This window comes from Massilia mucilaginosa (assembly GCF_011682145.1).
In the GTDB taxonomy this organism is placed as follows: domain Bacteria; phylum Pseudomonadota; class Gammaproteobacteria; order Burkholderiales; family Burkholderiaceae_D; genus Telluria_A; species Telluria_A mucilaginosa.
Map to the genome: position 1 here is coordinate 1 of NZ_WHJH01000080.1, position 24,126 is coordinate 24,126.

Consider the following 24,126-nt stretch of genomic DNA (forward strand, 5'->3'; position numbering starts at 1 on the left):
CGGTGATCATGTTCTTGATGTAATCGGCGTGGCCTGGGCAGTCAACGTGAGCGTAGTGGCGGTTAGCCGTTTCGTACTCGACGTGCGCGGTGTTGATGGTGATGCCGCGTGCTTTTTCTTCCGGTGCTGCATCGATCTGGTCGTATGCTTTTGCTTCGCCGCCGAATTTCTTCGACAGAACGGTTGCGATCGCTGCCGTCAGGGTGGTCTTGCCGTGATCAACGTGTCCGATGGTACCGACGTTGACGTGCGGCTTGGTCCGTTCGAATTTACCTTTTGCCATTTTAGACTCCTAACGATTTTTGAGTGTGACCAGGCACGCGCCTGACTAACTATTGAATACTGCGAATGTTGCGAATGCCGTGAAGCACTGAATTCTGGTGCCCTTTACGTGGATTGAACACGTGGCCTCTCCCTTACCAAGGGAGTGCTCTACCACTGAGCTAAAAGGGCGATTATGGCATTACGATTTTGCGATCTTGCTGCCACCGATCGCGCATTGCATGAAGCACTGGAGCGGGTGAAGGGAATCGAACCCTCGTCGTAAGCTTGGAAGGCTTCTGCTCTACCATTGAGCTACACCCGCGAGTTACTACTTCACCGACTACAACATCTTCTGCAACAACTTGGTGGAGGGGGCTGGATTCGAACCAGCGTACTCATAGAGAACAGATTTACAGTCTGTCGCCTTTAACCACTCGGCCACCCCTCCGCGAGGAACCGCAGAGTATGAAGCAAGATCAACATGCTGTCAATGTTATTTGCAGGGTGCTTTCTGCTGTCTCACTGACTGTCTTGCTTCGGGGCGTGATTGTAACGGGAAGATATTGGGATGTGCAAGGGTTTGGCGAAAAAAGGTGAAATCTTTTTTGGAGGGGGTGTCGGGGCATTGGCCGGCCCTTGCCTTTAGGTGGTCGCCATGGCCGTTGCCATAGCCGTTTCCCCGGCGAAGGCGGGGGAGACGGATTTACGGTTCGCGGCCGGAGACACCTGCCGACCGCAGCTATGGAAGCTATGGCATCTTCGGCACTAAGGCGCCAGCGCCAGCAGCACCTGCCCTTTCAGGGCCTTGATCAGCGACGTCTCATCCGGCGGCACACCCTCCGGCGCCGTCACCGCGCGGTCGGCGTAGAACAGGCCCACCTGCACCTTGCTCACCACCAGCGGCAGCACGATGAAGCTCCTGGCGTCCGGCAGCAGGGTACGGTGCCAGGCCGGCAGCAAATCGCGGATCTTGGGGCTGGCGGTGTCCGCGATCATCAGGTCGGCATCGTTTTCCATGGCCAGATGGAACAAATCGCGCGCCGTGCCCATCGGAAAGGCAAACCCCGCCTGCAAGCGCGCATGATCCTCCCCGAACGCCACCCGCGCCCGGTACTGCCCGCTGCGCGCGTCTTTCAGGCACACCGTGGCGAAACGGAAACCCATGCTCTTGTACAAGGTCTCCAGCACCGCCAGGATCACATCGTTGACCTTGGCGTCGCCCGCGGCGCGCAGTTGCGTCACATCCTGCACCCCGGCCAGCAGCAACTCGCGCGCGTTGTGCGGCTTGCCGCTCGGATGGGCCTTGCCCTCCCCGCTCTCGCCCGCGTCCATGGTCGCCAGCAGCAGCACATTCGGCAAGCCGCCGCTGTCCGCCGTTTCCTCGTCGCGCGGCTGGGCCTCCATGTTCATGCTGCGCAGCAGCGCCGTCATCTCGCTCTGCACCGTCTCGAACAATTCCTTCATCTGGTCGGCGCTCAGGTTCAGCGCCACGCCATAGCGCAGCTGCAAGGCCTGGAACTCCTTGCTCTCGGCCGGACTGGCCGAGCGCCCCAGCAGGCGCGAGACTTCCATCGAGAACGACGCCACCTGGCGCATCCACTCGCCGCGGTTGACCGCCACCTTCTGCGCCCCCGCCTGCAGCGGACTGAGCGAGCGAACGATGACGTCCGGAATCTTCCACTCCGCCATCACCGCCTGCGACAGCGCGTCGTAGCTCGATCCCAGGATCATCTGCGAGGCCTGGCCCACGCTGTGGGTGCCGCCCTTGACCAGCGCGTTGATCTCGCGATAGCGGTCGTGCTCGTGCGAGGCCACCAGCAGCGGTCCCAGATTCTTGAACAAGGCCCCGATCGAGGCTTCCTCGGCACCCTGGTAAAAGCTGTGGCGCGCCATTTCGCGCCCCACCAGGCTGGCGCACAGGGCCGCTTCGAGCTCGATGCGCACGCTGGTGGCGTGCGCGCTGTTCGACAGGGCGTCCACCAGCAGCATCGCCAGCGCTGTGGTGCGCACATTATCGAAGCCGAGCAGCGAGATGGCGCGCGAGATCGTGGTGACGGTGGTGCCGGATTTGGTGCGGTAGGTCGGCGTGTTGGACAGACGCAGGATGCGCTGGGTCAGGGCCACGTCCGACAGCACGTAATAGGCCAGGTCGTGCGTGCCCTCGTCCTCGGACGAGGCCATCTCGACCACGCGCGCCACCGAGGCGCCCAGCGCGAACATGTCTTCGTCGCCACAGACCTTGTGGATCAGGGAGGCGCGTACGCGGCGCGTGTCGCCGTCGGCGTACGCGGGCAAAACCGGAGGAGGGGAAACGCTGGGCATGGGCAATCGAAGGAGGTGGCAATCAGGCGGGCGCGCCGGCCTTCTTGCGCGCCCCCTTGTCGTATTTGGTCAGGATCTGCTGATGCAGGCCGGCCAGGGCCGGCAATTTGGGGTTGACCGGATCGAGCCGGCGCACATTGTCGATCAGCGCCAGCGCTTGCTGCGCCAGCAGTTCGTCCCAGCCGACGTTTTCCAGGCACTTGAGCACGGCGACGGCGGCGTTGAACGCCACTTGCGGGTTGTCCGGCAGCTTGCCCACGGCCTCCAGCATGAGCTCGACCGAGCCGCGGTAATCGCCCTCATTGGCCTTGGCCGCGCCGGCCGCCACCAGGTCGACCACGGCCTGGCGGCTGTCGTGCGCCACCGCCAGGGCCAGGTCGGTGCGCCCGGCCTGCTCGAACACCGCCATCGCCTTGGCCATGACGGCGCCGTTGGCGGCGTTGCGCATCACATCGCTCATGACCTCGGCCGCGCCCGCTTCCATATTGTTTTGCAAACAGTTGCGCGCCAGCTCCATCTTGACCTCGGGCGAGAGCCCGCTGGTCAGGCGGCAGGCCGTCAGCGCGGCGCTGAGCGACTCTTCCAGCCGCACATCGTTGCCGGTGTACTCATGCACCATGGCCGAGGAAATGGCGCTGCATACGGCCGTGTTCTTTTGCCCGCCCATCGACTTGTCGAGATCGCGGATCACGGCCGCCGCCTGCACCGGGTCGCCCTTCTTCACCAGGGTCTGCACCAGCTTGACGTGGTCTTCCGGATCGCGGAAGGTCGAATACTTGGCCTTGCTCACCACTTGCTTGAGCACTTTCTCGGCGGTCTCGGTGTCGCCCGTTTCCAGCGCCACCTCGCCCAGCTTGCGCAGACGGCGCACCGCATGCGGCGACACCGCCACCGCGTCGGAGAGGACCGCCTGCGACTTGTCCAGCTCGCCGATGGCCGCGTGGGTGCGCGCCAGCCAGTCGTAGGCGTCGACGAATTTCTTGTTGCTCTCGACCAGGGAAGTGAGGATCTCCCTGGCCTCGTCGAAGCGCTCGCGCAGGAACAGGGTCCTGGCCAGGCCCAGCCGGGCCCAGGCGATCGCCTTGGCGTCGAACAGTTGCTGATAGATCGGCTCGGCCAGCTCCGGCTCGCCCAGGAACATGTGCAGCTCGGCGCGCAGGCGCAGGAAATCGACCGCGTAGCGCGGATGCAGCCGCATGCCGTCGATGCAGGCGTCGATGGCGTCGCGCTGGTTGCCCGAATCCATGAGTTGATATACCGGCATGAACACATTGCGCTTGTCGAGCGCGCGCCCGATGCGCTCCAACAACAGGTCGGCCGTGAACGGTTTCAGGATGTAGTCGGTGGGCGCCAGTTCGGCCGCGCTGACCACCTTGCTGTAATTGCCTTCGGCGGTGACCATGATGAACATGGTCGTCATGGTCATCAGCTTATGGTGGCGCAAGTCTTCCAGCAATTGCTGGCCATCCTGGCCGCCGTCCAGGTCGTATTCGCAGAGCACCACGTCGAACGATTTCAGGCCCAGGTGCTTGATGGCGGCGTTGGAACTGGCGGCATGGTCGATCTTGGTCAGGCCGCACAGGGTCAGCATGTTGTGGATGCTGGCGCGCATCCCCGCATGCGGCTCGACAATCAACGCGGTCAGTCCCTCGAGTTCGTTCATCTCTTGTTTTTCCGATCAGCTTGTGGCGGCCCATGGGTCCGCTAAGTAAGAGCCTATCTCAGTAGATCGGAGTCGCTGCTGGCGCGCCTGGCAAGCGAGTGCCGCGTTACTCGTCGTTGCATGGCTAGCCATGCGGCCTCCTCGCGCCTTGCCCTCGCTCGCCAAGCAGCGCCATCAGCTTCCCCCGATCTATTGAGATAGGCTCTGAGTCGGCACGCTGGTTTGAGTATATTACGGCAGGGGAACGAAATAGTTGAATTCCCCCGTGCGGAACGACGAAGCCGATGCAGGAATGCCACACCGGCCCCGCTGCGCGGTCGGATCAATCGTCCTCGGCGTCGACCAGCATCGGCGGGCTGCTCTCGATGATCTCGAGCAGCGCGGCCACCACCTCGGGATCGAACTGGGTCCCGCTGCGCTCGGCGATGTAGCTGACCACGTCCGGATACGGCCACGGCTCCTTGTACGGGCGCCGGTGCAGCAGCGCGTCGAACACGTCGACCACGGCCACGATGCGCGCGGCCAGCGGGATGGCGCGCCCGGCCAGGCCCTCGGGATAGCCGCCGCCGTCGAAATGCTCGTGGTGGGCGCCGGCGATCTGGGCGCCGTAGGTCAGGTAGCTCACGCCATCGACCATGCTGGCGGCGCGCTCCAGGATCGCACGGCCGATCTGGGCATGGGTCTGCATCACGCGCCGTTCCTCGGGCGTGTGCGCGGCCGGTTTGAGCAGCACCTGGTCGGGCGTGGACACCTTGCCCACGTCATGCAGGATGCTGGCCAGGCCGATCATTTCCAGCAATTGCGGGGTCAGGCCCGGATCGTCCACGGCGCGCTGCTTCATGCGCTGCGCGATGCGCGACGACAAGTCCTGCACCCGCCGCACGTGGCCGCCGGTGCCGTGGTCGCGGAACTCGGCCAGGTCGGCCAGGGCCACCACGGTCGCTTCCTGGGCGCGGCGCAATTGGCCGAACATGTACAGGTTGTCGAAGGCGGCCGCGATGCGCTCGCAAAACACTTCCAGCAAATCGCGCTGGATCGGCGCCAGCGGCCACGGCGGCGTGACCGAAATGCACAGCTGGCGCTCTTCCTGGGTGTGGATGTAGAGCACGTTGACTGGGTGCTCGAACTGGCTCTGCTTTTCGCGGAAGGCCTTGGCGATGGCCGGCATGAGAGGATGGTCGGGCGGCAGCGCCTCGCTGTCGGCCAGCGCCGTGTAGTGGCCGGTGGCGGCCACCACGGTCGGCCCGCCGGTAACGGCCGACATCACGCACAGCACGCCGTCGGCACCGACGTCGAGGATCGCGCTGACCTGGTTCAGCACGCCCGAGGCGAATTCGCGCAGGGAATGGATCTGGTACAGATTGGTGGCGCCGGCCAGGATCTTGCCCAGGCCGATGCGGCTGCGTTCGAGCATCATCAGGCTCTCGTAGGCGCGCAGGGCCGAAATGACGGTGGTAAACAGCTTCTGCGTGGTCAGCTCGGTCTTGGCCTTGTAGTCGTTGATATCGTATTCGATGATCACGCGCTGCTCGGGCGCCTGCCCCGGCTGGCCGGTGCGCAGGACCACGCGCACGATCTGGTTGTTCAATTCTTCGCGGATGCGGCGCGCCAGGATCAGGCCGGCGTCATCGGTTTCCATGACCACGTCGAGCAGCACCAGGGCGATGTCGGGCGTGTCGCGCAGGATGCGGAAGCCCTCGGCCCCGCTGTAGGCGGAAAACAGTTCGAGCTCGCGCCCCTTGAACGCCACATTGCGCAGCGCCAGCCGGGTGACCGCGTGCACATCGACATCATCGTCGACGATCAGCACGCGCCACAGGCGCTGGTCGATCGGGGCGGTGCCGGCGGCGCCGCCGGACTCGTCGTCCTCGTCGAGCAGCCAGTTATCGTCCGAGGCGTCCGAGACGTCCGATGCATCTGAGGGGTCGGTCATACAGGCTCCAGACAAGCTTCCTAAGGGGCCCCGTGCGCGGGGCGTCGTGCGCGATGCGAAACAACACAGCTAGTTTTTGCCCGACCTTAACTATCAGTAAACAGTGCGACTGTGACATCTGCACTATCGGTTTTTTACCAATCAAATTATAAACAATGTTTTGTCCAAGTCGAGCACGACAGCACTCATATTTTGCGAGCTGGCAACAGCACCGCTCGTCATTTGGCGCCGCATCTGCTACTCTTGGAAAGCACAGGCGTCCGCCGTGGCGCCGCTTTGACAAGGACAACTTATGCAAGTTCCTTCTTCGACTGTAGCCGGTGGCGGGCCATCCGGCAAGGACATCGCGGGCCACGAGTTCCTGGCGTTCACGCTGGGCTCGGAAGAATACGGGATCGATATCCTCAAGGTACAGGAAATCCGTGGCTATGAGGCGGTGACGCGGATCGCCAACGCGCCGGAATTCATCAAGGGCGTGATCAACCTGCGCGGGATCATCATTCCCGTGGTCGACATGCGCATCAAGTTTAACTTGGGCACGCCGGTGTACGACCAGTTCACCGTGGTCATCATCCTCAATATCGCCGGGCGCGTGATGGGCATGGTGGTCGACAGCGTCAGCGACGTGACCACCCTCACCCCCGAGCAAGTCAAGCCGGCGCCGGAAATGGGCACCGCGTTCGGGTCGGACTATTTGATCGGACTGGGGACCATCGACCAGCGCATGCTGATTCTGGTCGATATCGACAAGCTGATGTCCTCGGCGGACATGGGGCTGATCGAGTCGCTGGCGACCTGAGCGCGCAGTCCCGGGCACGCTCAGCCGAAAAAGAATTCCATGAAGCCCGCTTCGGCATCGGGACCGAGCACGCGGCGGGCGATGGCGCGCATCTCGTCGAGAAAACCGGGCAGCGGGTTGTCATCGTCGTCGTACACCTCATAGTCATACGTGTCGGCTTCAACCAGCATCGCCTCGGCCATGGCCTGGAAAAGGCGGCCAGGTCGCCGGCGATTTTGCAGTGGTACGAACCGATGGCGCCATACACCGCGCCGCCGGCGGTACTCTGGTCGACCGCGAGCGCATCGCCATGGCGGTTGGCGATCACGACCCAATGCTTGTTCCAGTGCGGGCTTTCAGTCAGCGGGCCACCTTTGTCGCGGATCCAGCGCCATCCGTGCTGGATGGTTTCAAGCTCATCGAGCATCCCCAGCTGCAAGAGAAGCGCCCCTCCTACAATCGGGTCGTCGCTCAGCAGCATCCGGGCGTAGTAATCCTTCAGGATCGGGCCGAGCGGAATCGGTTCGGCAAACGGCTGGGGCGGTCGATGCTGAACAGTTCCATCATTTTCCGCGCCCGCTGCGAAGGCGCTGGCAAAGTTTTTTAATGCGGTATCGAGTTCCATGTACATGTCCCATCTAAGTGTCGCGGCTGGACACAAGCCGCACATCCTACCCTGCCTGCCCGGCGGCGGCTGCGATGGCGAACGTGATACGATTTCTTTTCAGCCATTTTTTCAAAAGACACCATGAAATTTCCAGTGCGCGCCCTTTGCGTGGGCCTCCTCAGCGCCATCGCCACGATCAATCCGGCAACGGCGGCAGATGACTGCAAGGACCCGATGACGCAGTACGACATGAACAGGTGTTCCGCCAAAGATGCCGGACGCGAAGATGCTCTCCTGAACAAGAACTACAAGGAGCTGACGGGTAAGGTGGACGCGAAGGAAAAAGCCCGGATCAAAACTGTGCAACTGGCCTGGATCAAATTTCGCGATCTGCAATGCAATTACGAGGCGGACAGATATGAAGGCGGCAGCATGCAGCCGCTGGTTCACTCATCGTGTGTGTACGCTCTGACCAAGCAGCGCAATAAAGACCTGGTCGAAATGATCAAGGAAGTATCACACTAACGGCGGCGCGGCACTGCCTGGCGCGCTGTGTTGTGGCGCTTGGGAGGTCTTGATGACGGAAGGCAGGCGTGGCAGAACTCCGAGCCTGCATGCCAGCCACATCGCGGATTTGACCAGTAACGCAGATTATCGTGAATTCGCCTTTCGCTCATCTGCAAAAACTCTCGTCACCAACTGATTCTTCAGGATTTTCTCCCGAGCCGCGCCCTCGGACATCCATCATTCCGGTTGCCGGGATCGTTAAATGGTCGCCAGCGCAAGCCGGCTATGCCCAATTCTTGGCAATCAACCAAGCCGCAGGACTTGGCGCAACGCCAGCAGCGCGACGTCGTCAGGGGCGCCGATAAACGGCGCCACAGGCAGGTGGCAACGCGGCTGCCTGCAAATCTTCTCCGGACTGTCATCGATGATGGTCATGCGCTCAAGCGTGTAGCCGAACTTCCGCGCCTTGCGCAAATCCTTGATGTACACATAGCTGTTGCTGCGCGCATCGACTCGCTGCACGCAGCGTTCCACCGACCAGGCGAAGCGGAGCGGCACGCCGGCGAACAAGCGTTCGACCACCGCCGCCACATAGGCCGCGCTCGACGACGACCACACCGCCAGGTCGAAGCGCGTAGCGGCCAATGCGATCAGCTCGCGTGCGAACGGGCGCTGGTAGACCAGATACGGCGCCACGTCGAAGTCGCAGGGATGGGCAAGCGCAAACTCGCTGGCGTGCACCAGCGTTTCGTCGAGGTCGAATATCAGCAGGCGGCGCGGTTCAGCTTGCATGCGGATCGAAATAGGCCGCCCAGGTGATGGCGGACGGCTGCATCTTCGCGGCAGCGCCGAACAGCGCCAGCGTCTGCCTGCGGGTGCCGGTATGGAATACCGCCACGGCGAGGTTGAAGGTGGTGTGGCGGTCCAGCGAGCCCTGCGCCAGCGCTTCGCGCAGCACCGCTTCGGCCTGTTGATACAGGGCGCGGTCGCACAGCAAGGCGCCGAGGCAGGTCAGCACCTGCGGATCGTGCGGATGGCTGGCACGCGCGCGCTCCAGCAACGCCTGGGCGGCGTCCATGTTGCGGTCCCAATGCGCCAGGCGCTGCCAGGCCTGGTCGACCAGATGGCGCGCTTCGGTGATCTGTTTCATGGCCATGCGCTGTGAGGGTGAGGCTTGTTTTGCGTGGAACGAGAACCTGGCTGCACTGTCATGGAGTGGCGCGTCAGAGCACCCGCGCCAGGTTCTCCAGCTCGGCCGCGCGTGCCGCGCGCGCGCTCATCGCACACTCCTCGGCCAACAGGACCGCCGCCGTGCCGCCGTCGGGATCGTGATAAAACAGGCAGTTCGTCTCGGAGTATTTCAGCCACAGCCGCTGGGCTTCCTGAAGCTGCTTCTTGCGCTCTCCCTGCAGGCGCGCCATCAGCGCCCGATACGCGACATTGAGGCGCTTGTCCTGTATGTCGTATTCCACAGCGATGCATTCCATGATAGCGGGGTTGCTGAGCGCCTTGGCGAGACAGCGCTGGTACGGCTTGCTGCGCGTGCCATCCTGTGCGGCGGCTGCGGGCATGGCGCCGGCGGCCAGCGCCAGCAAAACAATCGTTCGTACTACCTTCATGGGAACATCCAGGCTAGTCCGGGCGCGCCCGGGATGAAAAAATCCGGCTTAACCCGGCTCCAGAGCACGCGGCGCCGCCGCCTGCTTGCTGCGCCCCACGCATTCGGCCTGGCTGCCGCCCACGTCCACATTCTGGTAGCGCACCTCGTACTTGCCCGCCGCCAGGCGGTCGACCAGGAAGGTGTCGCGCGCGAGCACGTACACATGGCGCACGTTCGAACGCCGGTCCAGGTCGAAAATCTTGACCAGCACCGGCGAGCCATTGCGCGTGTTGTCGATGCTGATCTGGGTTTCCGGCCCCTGGTTGCCAATCGGAAAACCATCCACATAGCCCGACTGCACCGGCCACGGCTCGCCGTTGGGCGCGATCAGCGAATGCAGTTCGGTCTCGCAGTCGGCCACCCGCGCCGGCACCACCAGTTCGGTCACGCCGAGCGCGCGCACATCGGGCGGACGGGCGCCGGCGTCGGCCACGTGCGGCTTGGCCACGGCCCAGCTGTCGGCGCGCGCGTCGGGCGGCGCTTCGACGCGCGCCGGGGCCGAGGCGCTGCGCTGGGTGCTCAGGGCCGACGCCAGCGCCACCGGCACCACCCGGTCCTGGCTCAGGAAAAACGCGCCGGCCGCGCAACCGAGCCCGAAACACAGCATCAGCCCGAACCACCAGCGCGGGTCGCGCACGGCCCGGTACGGCTTGAGGACCTCGACCGGCGCCCCATCCCACCCGGCCACCGGCTCGCCACGCGACTTGTCGCGCCCGTCCTCGCGGGTGCTTTCGAGCCATTCGATTTCCCATTCCTCGGCCGCGATCCACTCGTCGTGTTCCTTGCGCCGCACCGGGTCCGACAAGGTGCCGTAGGCGCTGTTGAGGATCGCCATGATGCGCGCGGCCTTGTCGTCGCCGGGATTCTTGTCGGGATGGTACTTCTGGCTCAAGGCCTTGTAGGCGGCACGAATGACTTCCTGCGGCGCCAGGCGCGCGACCTTCAGGTTGTCATAATGTGTGTGGATCTTGGCCATTGTCGTCAGGTAGGGGAAGCGCGCGGTCGTCCATGATAGCCGATGTCGTCACGCCGGCAAGCCCGCCGGCGTAACAGGAAGTGCGTATTGTAGCCGCACCGCAAGTTGCCAGATATTCTACAGTCGATGGCTGCGGTCGGCCCGCGCCAGCCCGTCCGGCAGGGCCACGCCGCCGCCGACCACCAGCACCTTGAACAATTCGCCCATTTCGGACGGCGACACCAGCTTTTGCAGCGCGCCGGACTGCGGCAGGTAGCGCAGCAGGTCGGACGGGTCGTGCCGCTCCAGCAGCAGCTCGCCGATGCCGGCGCCGAGCAAAAAGGAAGCCTGGTTCATGTAGGCCAGCACATCGAGCCCGGCATCCTGGGCGGCCAGCGCCATGGCGGTAAAGTCGACGTGGGCGGTGATGTCCTGCAAACCGGGCAGGTAGAACGGCTCCGGATGGGCATGGTGGCGGTAGTGGCACATCAGGGTGCCGCCCATGCGCTGGTCCAGATAGTATTCGTGCGCCGGAAACCCGTAGTCGAGCAGGATGGCGGCGCCCTTGCCGCCGCCGAACATGCGCGCCAGCGAGCCCATGAAGCCGCAGGCGATCGGATGCACTTCGGTCAGGTAGCCATCCGGCAGCTGGCCGGCGTCCGGAATCTGGCGCGCGATGTGGGCCGCCAGCCCGGCATCGGGTACGTGCGCCAGCCAGGCGAACTCGCCGTTTTCCACCGTCACCATCATCTCGCGCCAGCCGCCGGCATCCTTGCGCACCAGCGCCACCGGCATGGCGTCGAGCACCTCGTTGGCCAGCACCACGCCGTCGAACCTGCCTGGGAAATCATCGAGCCAGCGCACCTGCGGGAAGTCCTTGAGCGCTTCCTGCTGGCGCGCGCGCAGTTCGCCCGACAGTTCCATGATCGCGTAGCTGTCCACCTGCACGCCGTCGGCCGCCAGCGCGGTGAGCACGTCGTGCGCCAGCTTGCCGGTGCCGGCGCCGAATTCCAGGATCGCCGGCGCGCTCTGCGCCATGAGAGGCGCGACCACCCGCGCCAGCGCGGCCCCGAACAGCGGACTGATTTCGGGCGCGGTGACAAAATCGCCGGCCGCACCGAGCTTGGACGCACCGCCCGTGTAGTAGCCCAGGCCAGGCGCGTACAGGGCCATCTCCATGAAGCGGGTGAAGGAAATCGCACCGTCGTGCTGCGCGATCTCGGCGGCGATCAGGTTTTGCAGGGCGTGGGACGCGGCCAGCGCGTCGCTATCGGGGACAGGTAAGGTCATGCGGGCATTGTAGCGACAACGGTCGCGATGAACAATTATGTCAGTCGGCGTCCACCGAGGTCGAGCCGTTGGGCAGCACCAGCGTGGCGCAAAAGCCGCCGCCCTCGGCGTTCTGCAGCAGCAGCTGGCCGCCATGGGCCTGGGCGATGCCGCGCGCGATGCCCAGGCCCAGCCCCATGCCGCTGCTGTTCTGCTTGCGCCCGTGTTCGAGCCGCACGTACGGTTCGAACAACTGGGCCAGCGCGTCTTCCGGCACGCCCGGGCCATGGTCGCGCACCGCGATGCGGATGCTCGAACCGACCGCGCGCACCGCGATCTGGGCCCGTTCGCCGTAGTGCAGCGCGTTTTCGAGCAGGTTGCCGATGGCGCGCTTGAGCGCGAGCGGCTTGGCCGTCACCGACAGCCCGACCGGGTCGAACGAGACTTCGTGCCCGGCCAGCTGGGCGCCGCGCACCATGCGCGCCAAAAAGCTGTCGAGCCGGATTTCGGTCGGGGTTTCGTGGATGTCGCTGTCTTTCACGCACTGCAGCGCGCCCTTGACCATCATTTCGAGTTCGTCGATATCTTCGTGGAACTCGGCGCGCAGGGTGTCGTCGTCGAGCAGTTCGGCGCGCAGTTTCAGGCGCATGATGGGCGTGCGCAGGTCATGCGAGATGGACACGAACAGGCGCTCGCGGTCGTCGATATAGCGCCCGATGCGCTCGCGCATGGCCCCGAAGGCGCGCGCGGTGTTGACGAATTCGCGGCTGCCGGTTTCCGGCAGGGCCGGCATGCGCTCGCCGTTGCCAAACGCAGTCGCCGCCTCCGACAAGGCCGCGAGCGGGCGCGTGGTCCAGCGCACCACGGGAATCGACAGCATCACCACCGCCAGCAGCGAGAGCGCATGCAGCAGCAAATGGTCGCGTGTAAACAGCTTGCCGCTGTCGAGAAAATACGGACTTGGCATCAGCGTGGCCAGGTACAGCCAGTGGCCCGGTTCCATTTCGACCTGCATCAGCAGCACCGGGGCCGGCTTGGCCAGCATGATCTGGCGCACCCGGTTTTCGGGCAGGGCCGACAGGCGCGTGCCGTCGTCGCCCACCACCAGCTGTTCGGGCCAGACAAACGCCACGCGCACATTGGCGTGATTGGGCAGGTCGGCGTGCAGGGTCGATTGCACGTTGGCGATGGCGATGTCGGCCAGCGGCTGCGGTCCGATGCTTTCGGCCGCCACCGGCTTGCGGTTCAGGTTCACAAAAAAACGGGTGCCGCCCATTTCGCCGAACTGCTGGATGATCAATGGCCGGTAGTTCGGCGGCAGGCTGACGAAAAAGCGCACCGCGCTGGCGGCGCTGTGGCCGAGCTGCTGGGCGGCGTTGGCCACTTCGACCTGCGACTCGGCGCGGCGCTGGCTGGCCCAGATGTAGTTGCCGGCCAGCTGGGTCAGCATGACGCCGGCCACCATCAGCAGAGTCAGCCGTCCGAGCAAGGATTGCGGCAGGCAGCGCGCCCAGCCGCTGGGGCGCTTATTCATGGCTGCTCGAGACGCTGGCGGCGAACACGTAGCCGGCCCCGCGCACGGTCTTGATCAGCCAGGGTTGCTTGCCGCAATCGTTGAAGCGCAGGCGCAGGCGGCTGATCTGGACATCCAGGAAGCGGTCGAACGGCCCGGCATCGCGCCCGCGCGTGGCTTCGCACAGCACGCTGCGGTCAAGGATTTCGCCGGCGTGGTCGATGAAATACTTGAGCAACTGAAAATCGAGCCCCGACAGCGGCACCAGGGTGCCGTTGTGGTCGACCGCGCTGCGCTCGACGACGTCGATGGTAAAGCCGCCGAAACGGTGATAGCGCGGCGGCGCCGCCGCTTCCATGCCGGTGCGGCGGTGGATCGCCTTGATGCGCGCCAGCAATTCGCGCGGGCTGTGCGGCTTGGAAATATAGTCGTCGGCCCCGAGTTCCAGGCCGACCACGCGGTCGGCTTCGTCGGAACTGGCGGTGAGCATGATGATCGGCACGTTCGAGCGGCGCCGTACCGCCTGGCACAGGGCGAAGCCGTCGGTGTCGGGCAGCATGACGTCGAGAATCACCAGCGACAGGGTGTCCACGCTGCGGTTGAATTCGGTGAAGAAGGACGCGCCGTTGTGGGCCAGGGTGACCGAATACTGGTTCTTTTCCAGGTAGGTTTTGAGCAGCGTCCTGATCTTCTGGTCATCGTCCACGATAAGGATGTTTCGCATGGTGTAAGTCGGTTACCTGTCTTGCGGGCGGCGGCCGATCACGCCTAAACGGCGCTGGGTGTCGGCAACGGCGACCCTTTCGTTAAGAAAAAAGCGGTGCAGCTCGGCCACCATGGCGTCGCGTGCGGTTTCGTCGGTGGCCATGCGGTGCGCCATGCTCGGCGCGTGGACCGCCGCCGAGCTGGCGAACAGGGTCCATGATGCGCGAGCGCAGCCATCCATGGCGCCCAGGTCGGGAGCGCGCAGCACCGGCACCGAGCCCTTGACACGGCTGTAATCGCGCTGCACAGCCGGTTGCATGACCATCGCCGCCAGGGTTTCCTGGGCGCCACGCCGGGCCGGGTGCGCGGCCAGCATGCTCAGCGTGTCGACGGTGTACAGGTGAAAGGCGGCGGTGCCCGGCACGGCGCCGCAGCCGAAATCGCGCTCGCTGTTCAAGCCCAGCGCGTTCAGTTCGCCCTTGGCCCAGTCGCCCATGACCAGCATGGCGGCGCTGCCGTCAGCGAGCTTGCGCGCTTCTTCAGCCCAGGTCAACTCGCGCACGGGCGAACCCATCCATCTTTTAAGGGCGCGCAGGCGGGCCAGCGCCCGGCCCAGGCGCGGATCGGTGAACGCGGCCGGCTCGCGCTGCTGGAACAACTGGCGGAAATACACCGCTCCGCCCTCGGCCAGCACCAGCGTTTCGAACAGGGTGGCGACCTGCCACGGTTCGCTGCTTTGCGCCAGCGGCGTCACGCCGGCGCGCTGCAACACCTCGGCGGCCCGTTCGAACTCGGGCCAGGTGACGGGTGCGGCCAGGCCGTGGCGGGCGAACAGGGCGCGGTTGTGGAACAGGATATTGATACGGTGGATGCCGAGCGGGGCCGCCACCACATGCTGGCCCGGCCGGATCAGGGCCGCAACACCGGGCAACAATTGGCGGTCCCAGTCGCCGCGCGCGGCCACCTGGTCCAGGTCGGCCAGCAAACCGAGACGGGCCCAGTCGCGGATCACGATCCCGTTGAGCTGGGCCACTTCGGGCGCATCCTTGGCCAGCACCCGGCTGCGCAAGACGATCCCGGCGCCGATGCCCGAGCCGCCCGGCACCATCGTGTCGCGCCACTGCACGTGCTGCTGACCGAGGCGCTCGGCCAGCAGGTCGACCGCGCGCCGCTCGCTGGCGGACTGCCACCAGTGCAGCACTTGCAGCGAATCAGCTGGCGTGGCGGCCGTGGGAGCGGTTTTGGGCGCGGCCGCCGCCAGCAAGGGCACGGCCAGCGCGAACAGCGCCATCAGGCGCTTGCGGCGTCCGTCCTTGCGGGCGCTGGTCTGCTGGGGCACGTTGTCCGTTGTCGCTTGCGCCTCTATCACGCTCTCCTGTTTGCGGGACAGTGTATAACGAAAATTCCACACGTAAAATGTAATTTCACTACAGCACTATGCAAAGTTACTTTGCGATTTGTTTCGTTTTGTTGCAGGGCGGGTCGCCCGCTTCGATCCCGCGATCGCACTGATCCGCACAGTGAAAACACGCGCTGCGCGGCTGCCGGCGATTGTAAAGTTATGTTGCAAGCTCAGCCGGCAAAAATAAAGTTTTATCATATAAATCAGTGACTTGTAATATTACTCATATCCATATGCGACAAGTGGCCTAAGCGGAGGACACGATGCTACTGTCGCCAACGTTGTCGATGGAACACGCTGAAAGTGGCAATGATCGCGACATAACAGTGCCACAAGCGTGCTGACCAAAGTAGCGCCACCTCGCCACGCTACTTTACATACTAATAAGGAGACTAAATGAAACGTATTACCAAAAGTACATTAGCCAGCGCATTGCTGCTCGCCTTCGCCAGCAGCGGTGCCATTGCGGGCGACCATGAGACCGAGGGATTCCATGGTTACCTGCGCGCAGGCGTCGGCTCGGCCACCAACGGCGGCTCGCAAAGCTGCTACGGCCTGGGCGGCATCAGCATGTCTTATCGCCTCGGCAACGAATGCGACAGCTTCACCGAATTCGGCTACACCCACGCGCTGGCCAAGGCCAGCAACGGCGCTACCTTCGTCGGCACCTTCTGGGTCGACGCTTACAAGAACAGCTCGGACTTCGGCGACGCCAAACTGGCCGTCTCGAAAGCCTACGTGGAAGCGAAAAACCTGCCGTTCATGAACGGCGGCATTATCTGGGCCGGTAAGCGTCACTACTACCGTCCGGATATCCACATGCTCGATATGCAGTACATCAACATGAACGGCACCGGCGGCGGCGTCGACGGCTACCCTATGGGCCCGGGCAAGATCAGCTACGCCGTGTTCAAGGACAACGACGACAACGTCTACGCCACCGATCCGCTGACCGGCGTGCGCACCCTGCGCAGCACCAGTTCGGCGCTGCGCCAGAACATCGTCTACGAAGGTTTGCCGGTCAACCAGGACGGCACCCTCGACATCGCGGTCAGCCTGATCCACGCCCAGGGCGACGACAACATCGCCCAGAAGACCCATAACGGCTACCAGGTGTCGCTGTTCCACCGCCAGGCCAAGCTCTTTGGCGGCGGCAACACCTTCGGCGTGCAGTACGGCGTCGGCCCGGGCACCGGCATCGGCGGCCCTTGCTGCGCCCGTATGGGTCCTTCCGGCAGCACCCTGCTCGACTCGGACGTGACGCGCGTGCGCGTGTTCAACGATATCGTGGTGCAGCCGACCCGCGATTTCAGCATGGAATTCGTGGCCCTGTACCAGCGCGACAAATCGCCCCTGACCGGTAGCAACACCTGGACCACCGTCGGTGCGCGCCCTGTGTACGCCCTGGCCGAAAACTTCAAGATGCAAGCCGAGCTGGGCGTGACGCGCCTGAAAAGCGATATGAACCCGTCGGCCCAGCGCCTGACCAAGCTGACCATCGCCCCGACCATCACCCTGGGCCGCGATTACTACGCGCGTCCCGAGCTGCGCGCCTTTGTCAGCTATGGCAAATGGAACGACGCCGCCACCGGCGCCGTGAACGCCTTTAACAATGGCGGCCCGGTGTATGGCGACAGGACCAGCGGCACCTCGTACGGCATCCACCTGGAAGCCTGGTGGTAACACCAGCAATCATGTAGTCACCGTGCGCGGCTGACGCCGCGCACCGCTATCGTTACAGTCACACTCGCAGTCAAACCAAAAAATCGTTGGAGACGAACCAGATGAAAATCAAGCAAATCAAATTCTTCCTGGCCGCGGCCGGCCTGGTCACCCTCGCTGGCGTCGCGCAAGCGGCACCGCAAGTCGAAGTGCTGCACTACTGGACCTCCGGTGGCGAAGCCAAATCGATCGCCGAACTGAAGAAAATGATGGAAGCCAAGGGCGTCGTCTGGAAAGACTTCGCTGTCGCTGGCGGCGCTGGCGAAAACGCCACCACCGCACTGAAAGCGCGCGTCATCGCCAACAGCCCGCCGACCGCCGCCCAGATCAAGGGCCCGGCGATCCAGGAATGGGGCAATGAAGGCGTGCTGGCCAATATCGACAGCGCCGCCAGCGCCGGCAAATGGGACAGCCTGCTGCCACCGGTCATCTCCAACGTGATGAAATACAAAGGCCACTACGTCGCCGCGCCGGTCAACGTGCACCGCGTCAACTGGCTGTGGATCAACCCGGCGGTACTGGCCAAGGCCGGCGCCAAGACCCCGACCAACTTCGACGAATTCTTCGCCGCGGCCGACAAGATCAAGAAAGCCGGCCTGGTGGCGATCGCCCACGGCGGCCAGCCATGGCAGGACACGACCATCTTTGAAACGGTGGTGCTGGGCGTCGGCGGCGCCGACTTCTACAACAAGTCGCTGGTCAAGCTCGACCAGGCCAGCCTGACCGGCCCGACCATGATCAAGTCCTTCGAAACCCTGGCCAGGATCAAGACCTACATCGACAAGGATGCGGCCGGCCGCGACTGGAACCTGGCCACCGCCATGGTCATCAACGGCAAGGCCGGCATGCAGTTCATGGGCGACTGGGCCAAAGGCGAATTCACCGCCGCCGGCAAGGTAGCGGGCAAGGACTTCCTGTGCGTGGCCGCACCGGGCACCGAGAAATCGTTCACCTTCAACATCGATTCGCTGGCCATGTTCACGGTCAAGAATCCGGAAGAGCAGAAAGCCCAGCTGACCCTGGCGTCGGCCGTGATGAGCCCGGAATTCCAGGAAGTGTTCAACCTGAACAAGGGTTCGATCCCGGCGCGCGCCAACATTGCCCGCACCAAGTTCGACAGCTGCGCCACCAAGTCGATGGATGACATGGCCACCAGCAACAAGGGCAACGCCCTGCTGCCAAGCCTGGCCCACGGCATGGCGCTCGACTCGGCCAAGGCCGGCGCGATCCAGGACGTGGTCGCCAAGTTCATGAACTCGGCCATGACCCCGCAGGCAGCGGTGCAGGCACTGGCCAAAGCAGCAAAGACCCAATAAGCCTTTCGTCGTACCCGCGCGCGGCTCACGGCCGCGCGCTCCTGCCAGGCTGGCACTCGATGGCGCCGGCCTGCATCCGCCTTTTGGAGATCTATTCATGTCCGCTTCCTCCCTGACTTCCAGTCCGGGGCCGCAGGCGCGCACGCGCGCCCCCGCGGTTCCCTCGCGCTGGGCCGCCCGCATCGACGCCTGGATGGCGCGCCTGATGCTCGCGCCCACCATCCTGATGTCGCTGGTATTCGTGTACGGCTTCATCGTGCTCACCGCCTTCCTGTCGCTGACCGAATCGCGCATGATGCCGCGCTTCGAGTACGCCGGCTTCGGCCAGTACACCGCCCTGTTCGGGCTGGACCGCTGGTGGACGGCGGCGGCCAACCTGGGCATCTTCGGCGGCCTGTTCATCCTGTTATGCCTGGCGATCGGCCTGACCATCGCCATCTTGCTCGACCAGCGCATCCGCGCCGAAGGCGCCCTGCGCGCCATCTACCTGTATCCGATGGCGCTCTCGTTCATCGTCACCGGCGCGGCCTGGAAATGGATTCTCAATCCCGGCCTCGGGCTGGAAAAAATGCTGCACGACTGGGGTTTCGTCAACGCCCGCCTGGACTGGCTGGTCGACTCCGAAATGTCGATCTACACGGTGGTCATCGCCGGGGTGTGGCAGTCGTCGGGTTTTGTCATGGCGCTGTTCCTGGCCGGCCTGCGCGGCGTCGACGACGCCATCATCAAGGCCGCCATGGTCGATGGCGCCAGCCTGCCGACGATCTACCTGCGCATCGTCATTCCGGCGCTGCGCCCGGTGTTCTTCAGCGTGCTGCTGGTGCTCTCGCACATCGCCATCAAGAGTTTTGACCTGGTCATGGCGCTGACCGCGGGCGGACCGGGCACCTCGTCCGACGTGCCGGCCATTTTCATGTACCAGTTCTCGTTCACGCGCGGCCAGCTGGGCCTGGGCGCGGCGTCGGCCATGATGATGCTGGCCACCGTGCTGGCGGTACTGGTGCCGCTCATGTACCTCGAAACCAAAGGAGCCCGCCATGGTCGCTGAACAAAGCCGCCTCACCCCCGGGCGCATTTTCATCTACGCGCTGCTCACGCTGGTGGCGCTGTACTACCTGGCGCCCCTGTACGTGATGCTGACCACGTCCTTCAAGTCGCTCGAACAGATCCGCACCGGCACCATCCTCGACTTGCCGATGGCCCCGACCACCGAAGCCTGGGGCCGCGCCTGGAGCGGCGCCTGCACCGGCGTGCGCTGCGAAGGCCTGGCGCCCTACTTCTGGAACTCGGTCAGCATGACCATTCCGGCAGTGCTCATTTCGAGCCTGATTGGATCGATCAACGGCTACGTGCTGGCGCACTGGCGCTTCCGCGGTTCGAACGTGGTGTTCACCGCCCTCATGGTCGGCTGCTTCATCCCGTTCCAGGTGGTGATTTTGCCGATGGCGCGCCTGCTCGGCATGTTCGGGCTAGCCAATACCACCACCGGCCTGATCATCGTGCACATCATCTACGGGGTGGCGTTTACCACGCTGTTCTTCCGTAACTACTACGTCACCGTGCCGGAAGAACTGGTGAACGCGGCGCGCATCGACGGCGCCGGCTTCTTTACCATCTACCGCCGCGTGATCTTCCCGCTCTCGCTGCCGATCTTCATGGTTTGCTTCATCTGGCAGTTCACCCAGATCTGGAACGACTTCCTGTTCGGCGTGGTGTTCGGCGGCGCCGATGCGCAGCCGGTCACGGTGGCGCTGAATAACCTGGTCAACACCTCGACCGGGGTGACCGAATACAACGTCAACATGGCCGCGGCCATCATCGCCGCTTTGCCGACCCTGGGGCTGTACCTGGTGGCCGGTAAATACTTCGTGCGCGGGCTGACCGCCGGCGCGGTCAAGGGCTGATTTCAACTCATTCAAGGCAGGAGAAACACAACGATGGCCAGTTTATCGATCCGCAATGTGCGCAAGGTGTACCCGAACGGCGCTGAAATTTTAAAAGGCATCAACCTCGAAATCGAGGATGGCCAGTTCCTGATCCTGGTCGGCGGCTCCGGCTGCGGCAAGTCGACCTTGCTCAACATGATCGCCGGCCTGGAGACGGTTTCGGAAGGCGAAATCCTGATCGGCGACCGCGTGGTCAACGACGTGCCGCCCAAATCGCGCGACATCGCCATGGTGTTCCAGTCGTACGCGCTGTACCCGACCATGACGGTGCGCGAGAACATCTCGTTCGGCCTGGGCATCCGCAAGGTGCCCAAGGCGGAACAGGAAAAGATCGTGGCGCGGGTGGCCGAGACCTTGCAGATGACCCACCTGCTCGACCGCAAACCCGCCCTGCTGTCGGGCGGTCAGCGTCAGCGCGTGGCCATGGGCCGCGCCATTGCGCGCGACCCGTCGCTGTTCCTGTTCGACGAACCGCTCTCGAACCTGGACGCCAAGCTGCGCGTGGAAATGCGCGCCGAGATCAAACTGATGCACCAGCGCCTCGGCACGACCATCGTCTACGTGACCCACGACCAGATCGAAGCGATGACCCTGGGCGACAAGATCGCCGTCATGCGCGACGGCGTGGTGCAGCAGTACGGCACCCCGCAAGAAATCTACGACCGCCCCGACAACCTGTACGTGGCCGGCTTCATCGGCTCGCCGTCGATGAACTTCTTGAAGGGCAAACTGGTGCAGCACGGCGGCGGCACCGCGTTTACGCTCGACGTGGACGGCGACATCGCCCTGCTGCCGCTGCCGGCCGGCGGCAAGGAATACGGCGCCCTGCACGGGCGCGAAGTCATCCTCGGCATTCGTCCGGAGCACGTCACCGACGCCCTGAGCGCGCGCCAGTCGGGCGCCCACGACGGCTACGAGCCGACCGAAGTGACCTGCCTGGTCGAGATGACCGAGCCGACCGGCCCCGATACCCTGGTATTTACCTGGGTCGGCGGCGTGCGCGCCACCTGCCGCACGCACCCGCGCGCGCACGCCATGCCGGGTGAGCGCATCAACCTGGCCTTCGACCTGTCGAAGGCGATCCTGTTCGATCCGGTGACGGAACAACGGATGGGTGCATAAAGGCTTCCTTTTAGGAGGCTTGAGCGAACTTTAGGCGATAATAGCGACTCGCGCCGGCACGGCGCCCGATCCGCCTGTATTTCTGCCTATTTTTCTGCTCATTTATGCAACAAGCCGTCCCCACTGAACGTCCCCCGGTCGCCCTCGTGACCGGCGCCGGACGCCGCATCGGCCGCGCCATCGCGCTCGGCCTGGCGCGCGCCGGCTGGGACGTGGCGCTGCACTACCGTTCGTCCGAAGCCGACGCGCGCGAGGTGGCCGAGGCGATTCAAGCGCTCGGCCGCCGCGCCGCCCTGCTGCAATGCGACCTGGCCGACGAAGCCGGCGTGCGCGCTCTGGTGGGCCGCGCGGCGCAGGAGCTGGGCGCGGTCGGCTGCGTGGTCAACAACGCTTCCCAGTTCGACTTCGACAGCGCGGCCGACTTTTCGCCGGCGCTGCTGGCCCAGCACATGCAGGCCAACGTGGCCGCGCCGATCCTGCTGGCCCAGGCCCTGCACGCGGCCACGCCAAGCGGTGAACAGGCGGTGGTGATCAATCTGCTCGACCAGAAGCTGTACAACCTCAATCCCGACTTTTTGTCGTACACCCTGTCCAAGGCCGCCCTGCACACCGCCACCAGCATGCTCGCGCAAGCGCTCGCGCCCACGGTGCGCGTGGTCGGCGTGGCACCCGGGATCACCATGCTCTCGGGCGACCAGACCGAGGCCGGCTTCGAACAAGCGCACCAGGCGACGCCGCTCGGGCAATCGAGCACGCCGGACGACATTGTGGCCGCGGTGTGCTACCTGGCCGGCGCGCGCGCGATTACCGGCACCACGCTGGTGGTCGACGGCGGCCAGCACCTGGTGCCGCTGGCGCGCGACGTGATGTTCCTTACCAAATAAAACAACCTGAAAGACTCCCTATGCTGTCCGCCCTGTCCCACCCCAAGCTGAGCGCCTGCCGCCGCCTGTTCCTGCGCAATTACGAAGTGATGATCAACATCGGCGTGCACGACTTCGAGAAGAAGGGCGAGCAGCGCGTCCTGATCAACGTCGATTTGTACATTCCACTGGCGCTGTCCACGCCCAAGGATGACCAACTGGGCGAAGTGGTCGACTACGACTTCATGCGCGAGACCATCGCGCGCCGCATGGCGCAGGGCCACGTGCATCTGCAAGAGACCCTGTGCGACGACGTGGTGCGCGCCATGCTGGCGCACCCGAACGTGCACGCGGTGTGCGTGTCGACCATGAAGCCGGATGTGTATCCGGACTGCGAAGGCGTCGGCGTGGAAGTATTCCAGATCAAGGAAGCAGCATGAGCGAAGCGGACGTGATCGAGCGCAGCGACGACAAGGTCGCCCACGAAAACCACAAGCTGCACAAGCGCCTGTGCCGCCTGGTCGGCCAGGCCATCGGCGACTTCAATATGATCGAAGACGGCGACAAGGTGATGGTGTGCCTGTCGGGCGGCAAGGACAGCTACGCGCTGCTGGATATTTTGCTGACCCTGCGCGAACGCGCGCCGATCCACTTCGAGATCATCGCCGTCAACCTGGACCAGAAGCAGCCGAACTTCCCGGCCGATATCCTGCCGGCCTATCTGACCAAGCTGGGCGTGCCCTTCCACATCGAGAACCAGGACACCTACAGCATCGTCAAGCGCCTGATCCCCGAAGGGAAGACCACCTGCTCGCTGTGCTCGCGGCTGCGGCGCGGGATCTTGTACCGGGTGGCCGATGAACTCGGGTGCAACAAGATCGCGCTGGGCCACCACCGCGACGACATCCTCGAGACCTTCTTCCTGAATATGTTCTTCGGCGGGAAGCTCAAGGGCATGCCGGCCAAGCTGGTGTCCGACGACGGCAAGCACATGGTGATCCGCCCGATGGCGTACGTGAAGGAAGCCGATTCGGAGCGCTACGCCGAGGTCAAGCAGTTCCCGATCATCCCGTGCGACCTGTGCGGCTCGCAGGAGAATTTGCAGCGCAAGCAGATCAAGAACCTGATGCGCGAATGGGAGAAAAAATACCCGGGCCGGGTCGAGAGCATTTTCTCGTCGCTGTCCACGGTCGTGCCCTCGCACCTGATGGACCAGGATTTGTTCGGGTTCAAGGACATCAAGGCCGATGGCGTGGCCAGCCCGCTGGGCGATATCGCGTTTGACGAGGAACCCTGTTCGACCCCGGTAATGGGGACGATTCCGCTGCAGCCGATGTAAGGCTCGCGGTTTCCGCCGAAAAGCCCGCTGATGCGGGCTTTTTTACGTCGGCGCTTGTCGAGGGTATGATCTATTCACTGAGCACCGGTGAGATGGCTAAAAATGAACATATTGAGTAAGCGGTCTATTTACCCCACCTTCCATTGCTAATTTTCGGCATCCAGAATCGGTACTCCATCAACTCAGGAGTCACGAACATGCAAGAGCCAACGAAGCACGAACTCTGGCCGGCGCGCCTGC

24 protein-coding genes and 3 tRNA genes are annotated in these 24,126 nt (G+C 64.1%); 11 read left to right on the forward strand and 16 right to left on the reverse strand.

Going from position 1 to position 24,126, the window contains the following annotated elements:
* The 7 genes from F2P45_RS32020 to F2P45_RS32050 all read right to left on the reverse strand — a co-directional run.
* Positions 1-283, reverse strand: a 283-nt coding sequence (locus tag F2P45_RS32020; RefSeq protein WP_229505339.1) for a GTP-binding protein, incomplete at its 3' end; no start/stop codon positions are given.
* A 95-nt stretch (positions 284-378) separates the two neighbouring features.
* A tRNA-Thr gene (locus tag F2P45_RS32025) sits at positions 379-453 on the reverse strand.
* Positions 454-512: 59 nt separating this feature from the next.
* Positions 513-586, reverse strand: a tRNA-Gly gene (locus tag F2P45_RS32030).
* A 41-nt stretch (positions 587-627) separates the two neighbouring features.
* Positions 628-712 (reverse strand) — tRNA-Tyr (locus F2P45_RS32035).
* 317 nt (positions 713-1,029) lie between these two features.
* Entirely contained in the window at positions 1,030-2,586 is a 1,557-nt protein-coding gene (locus F2P45_RS32040; protein WP_166882262.1) for an HDOD domain-containing protein, read from the reverse strand.
* Positions 2,587-2,608: 22 nt separating this feature from the next.
* Entirely contained in the window at positions 2,609-4,249 is a 1,641-nt protein-coding gene (locus F2P45_RS32045) for a response regulator (RefSeq protein ID WP_166882263.1), read from the reverse strand.
* A 322-nt stretch (positions 4,250-4,571) separates the two neighbouring features.
* Positions 4,572-6,182, reverse strand: a complete 1,611-nt coding sequence (locus F2P45_RS32050; protein ID WP_166882264.1) for a DUF3369 domain-containing protein — start codon at positions 6,180-6,182, stop codon at positions 4,572-4,574.
* Positions 6,183-6,474: 292 nt separating this feature from the next.
* On the opposite strand from F2P45_RS32050, the gene F2P45_RS32055 reads away from it, so the two are divergent.
* Positions 6,475-6,981: a chemotaxis protein CheW gene (locus F2P45_RS32055; RefSeq protein WP_166882265.1), complete on the forward strand. Its 507-nt coding sequence runs from the start codon at positions 6,475-6,477 to the stop codon at positions 6,979-6,981.
* 20 nt (positions 6,982-7,001) lie between these two features.
* Here the strand turns inward: F2P45_RS32055 and F2P45_RS32060 are convergent, their stop codons facing one another.
* Positions 7,002-7,151, reverse strand: a complete 150-nt coding sequence (locus F2P45_RS32060; RefSeq protein WP_223164877.1) for a hypothetical protein — start codon at positions 7,149-7,151, stop codon at positions 7,002-7,004.
* A 50-nt stretch (positions 7,152-7,201) separates the two neighbouring features.
* Here F2P45_RS32060 and F2P45_RS32065 point away from each other — a divergent pair, with 50 nt between their 5' ends.
* Together F2P45_RS32065 and F2P45_RS32070 are read left to right on the forward strand one after the other, a co-directional pair.
* Positions 7,202-7,567: a hypothetical protein gene (locus F2P45_RS32065; RefSeq protein WP_166882267.1), complete on the forward strand. Its 366-nt coding sequence runs from the start codon at positions 7,202-7,204 to the stop codon at positions 7,565-7,567.
* Between the two features lie 141 nt (positions 7,568-7,708).
* Positions 7,709-8,092 carry a lysozyme inhibitor LprI family protein gene (locus F2P45_RS32070; protein WP_166882268.1) on the forward strand — a complete coding sequence of 128 codons (384 nt, stop codon included), beginning with the start codon at positions 7,709-7,711 and terminating at the stop codon, positions 8,090-8,092.
* Positions 8,093-8,377: 285 nt separating this feature from the next.
* On the opposite strand, the gene F2P45_RS32075 is transcribed toward F2P45_RS32070, so the two are convergent.
* The 8 genes from F2P45_RS32075 to F2P45_RS32110 form a co-directional block, all read right to left on the reverse strand.
* Positions 8,378-8,866: an HAD family hydrolase gene (locus F2P45_RS32075; protein WP_166882269.1), complete on the reverse strand. Its 489-nt coding sequence runs from the start codon at positions 8,864-8,866 to the stop codon at positions 8,378-8,380.
* Positions 8,856-9,224 carry a hypothetical protein gene (locus F2P45_RS32080; protein WP_223164878.1) on the reverse strand — a complete coding sequence of 123 codons (369 nt, stop codon included), beginning with the start codon at positions 9,222-9,224 and terminating at the stop codon, positions 8,856-8,858. The genes F2P45_RS32075 and F2P45_RS32080 overlap by 11 nt, the downstream gene beginning before the upstream one ends.
* A gap of 73 nt (positions 9,225-9,297) precedes the next feature.
* The gene (locus tag F2P45_RS32085) at positions 9,298-9,693 is read right to left on the reverse strand and encodes a lysozyme inhibitor LprI family protein (protein ID WP_166882270.1); all 396 of its coding nucleotides are present in this window, start codon (positions 9,691-9,693) and stop codon (positions 9,298-9,300) included.
* A gap of 48 nt (positions 9,694-9,741) precedes the next feature.
* Entirely contained in the window at positions 9,742-10,710 is a 969-nt protein-coding gene (locus F2P45_RS32090; RefSeq protein WP_166882271.1) for a J domain-containing protein, read from the reverse strand.
* A 117-nt stretch (positions 10,711-10,827) separates the two neighbouring features.
* Positions 10,828-11,979, reverse strand: a complete 1,152-nt coding sequence (locus F2P45_RS32095) for a class I SAM-dependent methyltransferase (RefSeq protein ID WP_166882272.1) — start codon at positions 11,977-11,979, stop codon at positions 10,828-10,830.
* A gap of 40 nt (positions 11,980-12,019) precedes the next feature.
* Positions 12,020-13,492 carry an ATP-binding protein gene (locus F2P45_RS32100; RefSeq protein ID WP_166882273.1) on the reverse strand — a complete coding sequence of 491 codons (1,473 nt, stop codon included), beginning with the start codon at positions 13,490-13,492 and terminating at the stop codon, positions 12,020-12,022.
* Positions 13,485-14,195, reverse strand: a complete 711-nt coding sequence (locus F2P45_RS32105) for a response regulator (protein WP_166882274.1) — start codon at positions 14,193-14,195, stop codon at positions 13,485-13,487. Before F2P45_RS32105 ends, F2P45_RS32100 begins: the two co-directional genes overlap by 8 nt.
* Before the next feature lie 12 nt (positions 14,196-14,207).
* Positions 14,208-15,515, reverse strand: a complete 1,308-nt coding sequence (locus F2P45_RS32110) for an ABC transporter substrate-binding protein (RefSeq protein ID WP_370663342.1) — start codon at positions 15,513-15,515, stop codon at positions 14,208-14,210.
* 459 nt (positions 15,516-15,974) lie between these two features.
* Here F2P45_RS32110 and F2P45_RS32115 point away from each other — a divergent pair, with 459 nt between their 5' ends.
* The 8 genes from F2P45_RS32115 (at position 15,975) to ttcA (ending at position 23,886) form a co-directional block, all read left to right on the forward strand.
* On the forward strand, positions 15,975-17,261 hold the full coding sequence (locus F2P45_RS32115; protein WP_166882275.1) for a maltoporin: 1,287 nt from the start codon (positions 15,975-15,977) through the stop codon (positions 17,259-17,261).
* A 101-nt stretch (positions 17,262-17,362) separates the two neighbouring features.
* A complete protein-coding gene (locus tag F2P45_RS32120; RefSeq protein WP_166882276.1) occupies positions 17,363-18,616 on the forward strand; it encodes an ABC transporter substrate-binding protein in 1,254 nt (417 codons plus the stop codon).
* 193 nt (positions 18,617-18,809) lie between these two features.
* Positions 18,810-19,664 carry a carbohydrate ABC transporter permease gene (locus F2P45_RS32125; protein WP_229505417.1) on the forward strand — a complete coding sequence of 285 codons (855 nt, stop codon included), beginning with the start codon at positions 18,810-18,812 and terminating at the stop codon, positions 19,662-19,664.
* A complete protein-coding gene (locus tag F2P45_RS32130; protein ID WP_166882278.1) occupies positions 19,654-20,520 on the forward strand; it encodes a carbohydrate ABC transporter permease in 867 nt (288 codons plus the stop codon). The genes F2P45_RS32125 and F2P45_RS32130 overlap by 11 nt, the downstream gene beginning before the upstream one ends.
* Positions 20,521-20,553: 33 nt before the next feature.
* Positions 20,554-21,684 (forward strand): ABC transporter ATP-binding protein, encoded by a 1,131-nt coding sequence (locus F2P45_RS32135; RefSeq protein ID WP_166882279.1) that lies wholly within the window; start codon positions 20,554-20,556, stop codon positions 21,682-21,684.
* A 104-nt stretch (positions 21,685-21,788) separates the two neighbouring features.
* Positions 21,789-22,568, forward strand: coding sequence for an SDR family oxidoreductase (locus F2P45_RS32140; protein ID WP_166882280.1), 780 nt, complete (start codon positions 21,789-21,791; stop codon positions 22,566-22,568).
* Between the two features lie 20 nt (positions 22,569-22,588).
* Entirely contained in the window at positions 22,589-22,987 is a 399-nt protein-coding gene (locus tag F2P45_RS32145) for a dihydroneopterin aldolase (RefSeq protein WP_166882281.1), read from the forward strand.
* The gene (gene ttcA / locus F2P45_RS32150; protein WP_166882282.1) at positions 22,984-23,886 is read left to right on the forward strand and encodes a tRNA 2-thiocytidine(32) synthetase TtcA; all 903 of its coding nucleotides are present in this window, start codon (positions 22,984-22,986) and stop codon (positions 23,884-23,886) included. Before F2P45_RS32145 ends, ttcA begins: the two co-directional genes overlap by 4 nt.
* Positions 23,887-24,126: the final 240 nt, after the last annotated feature.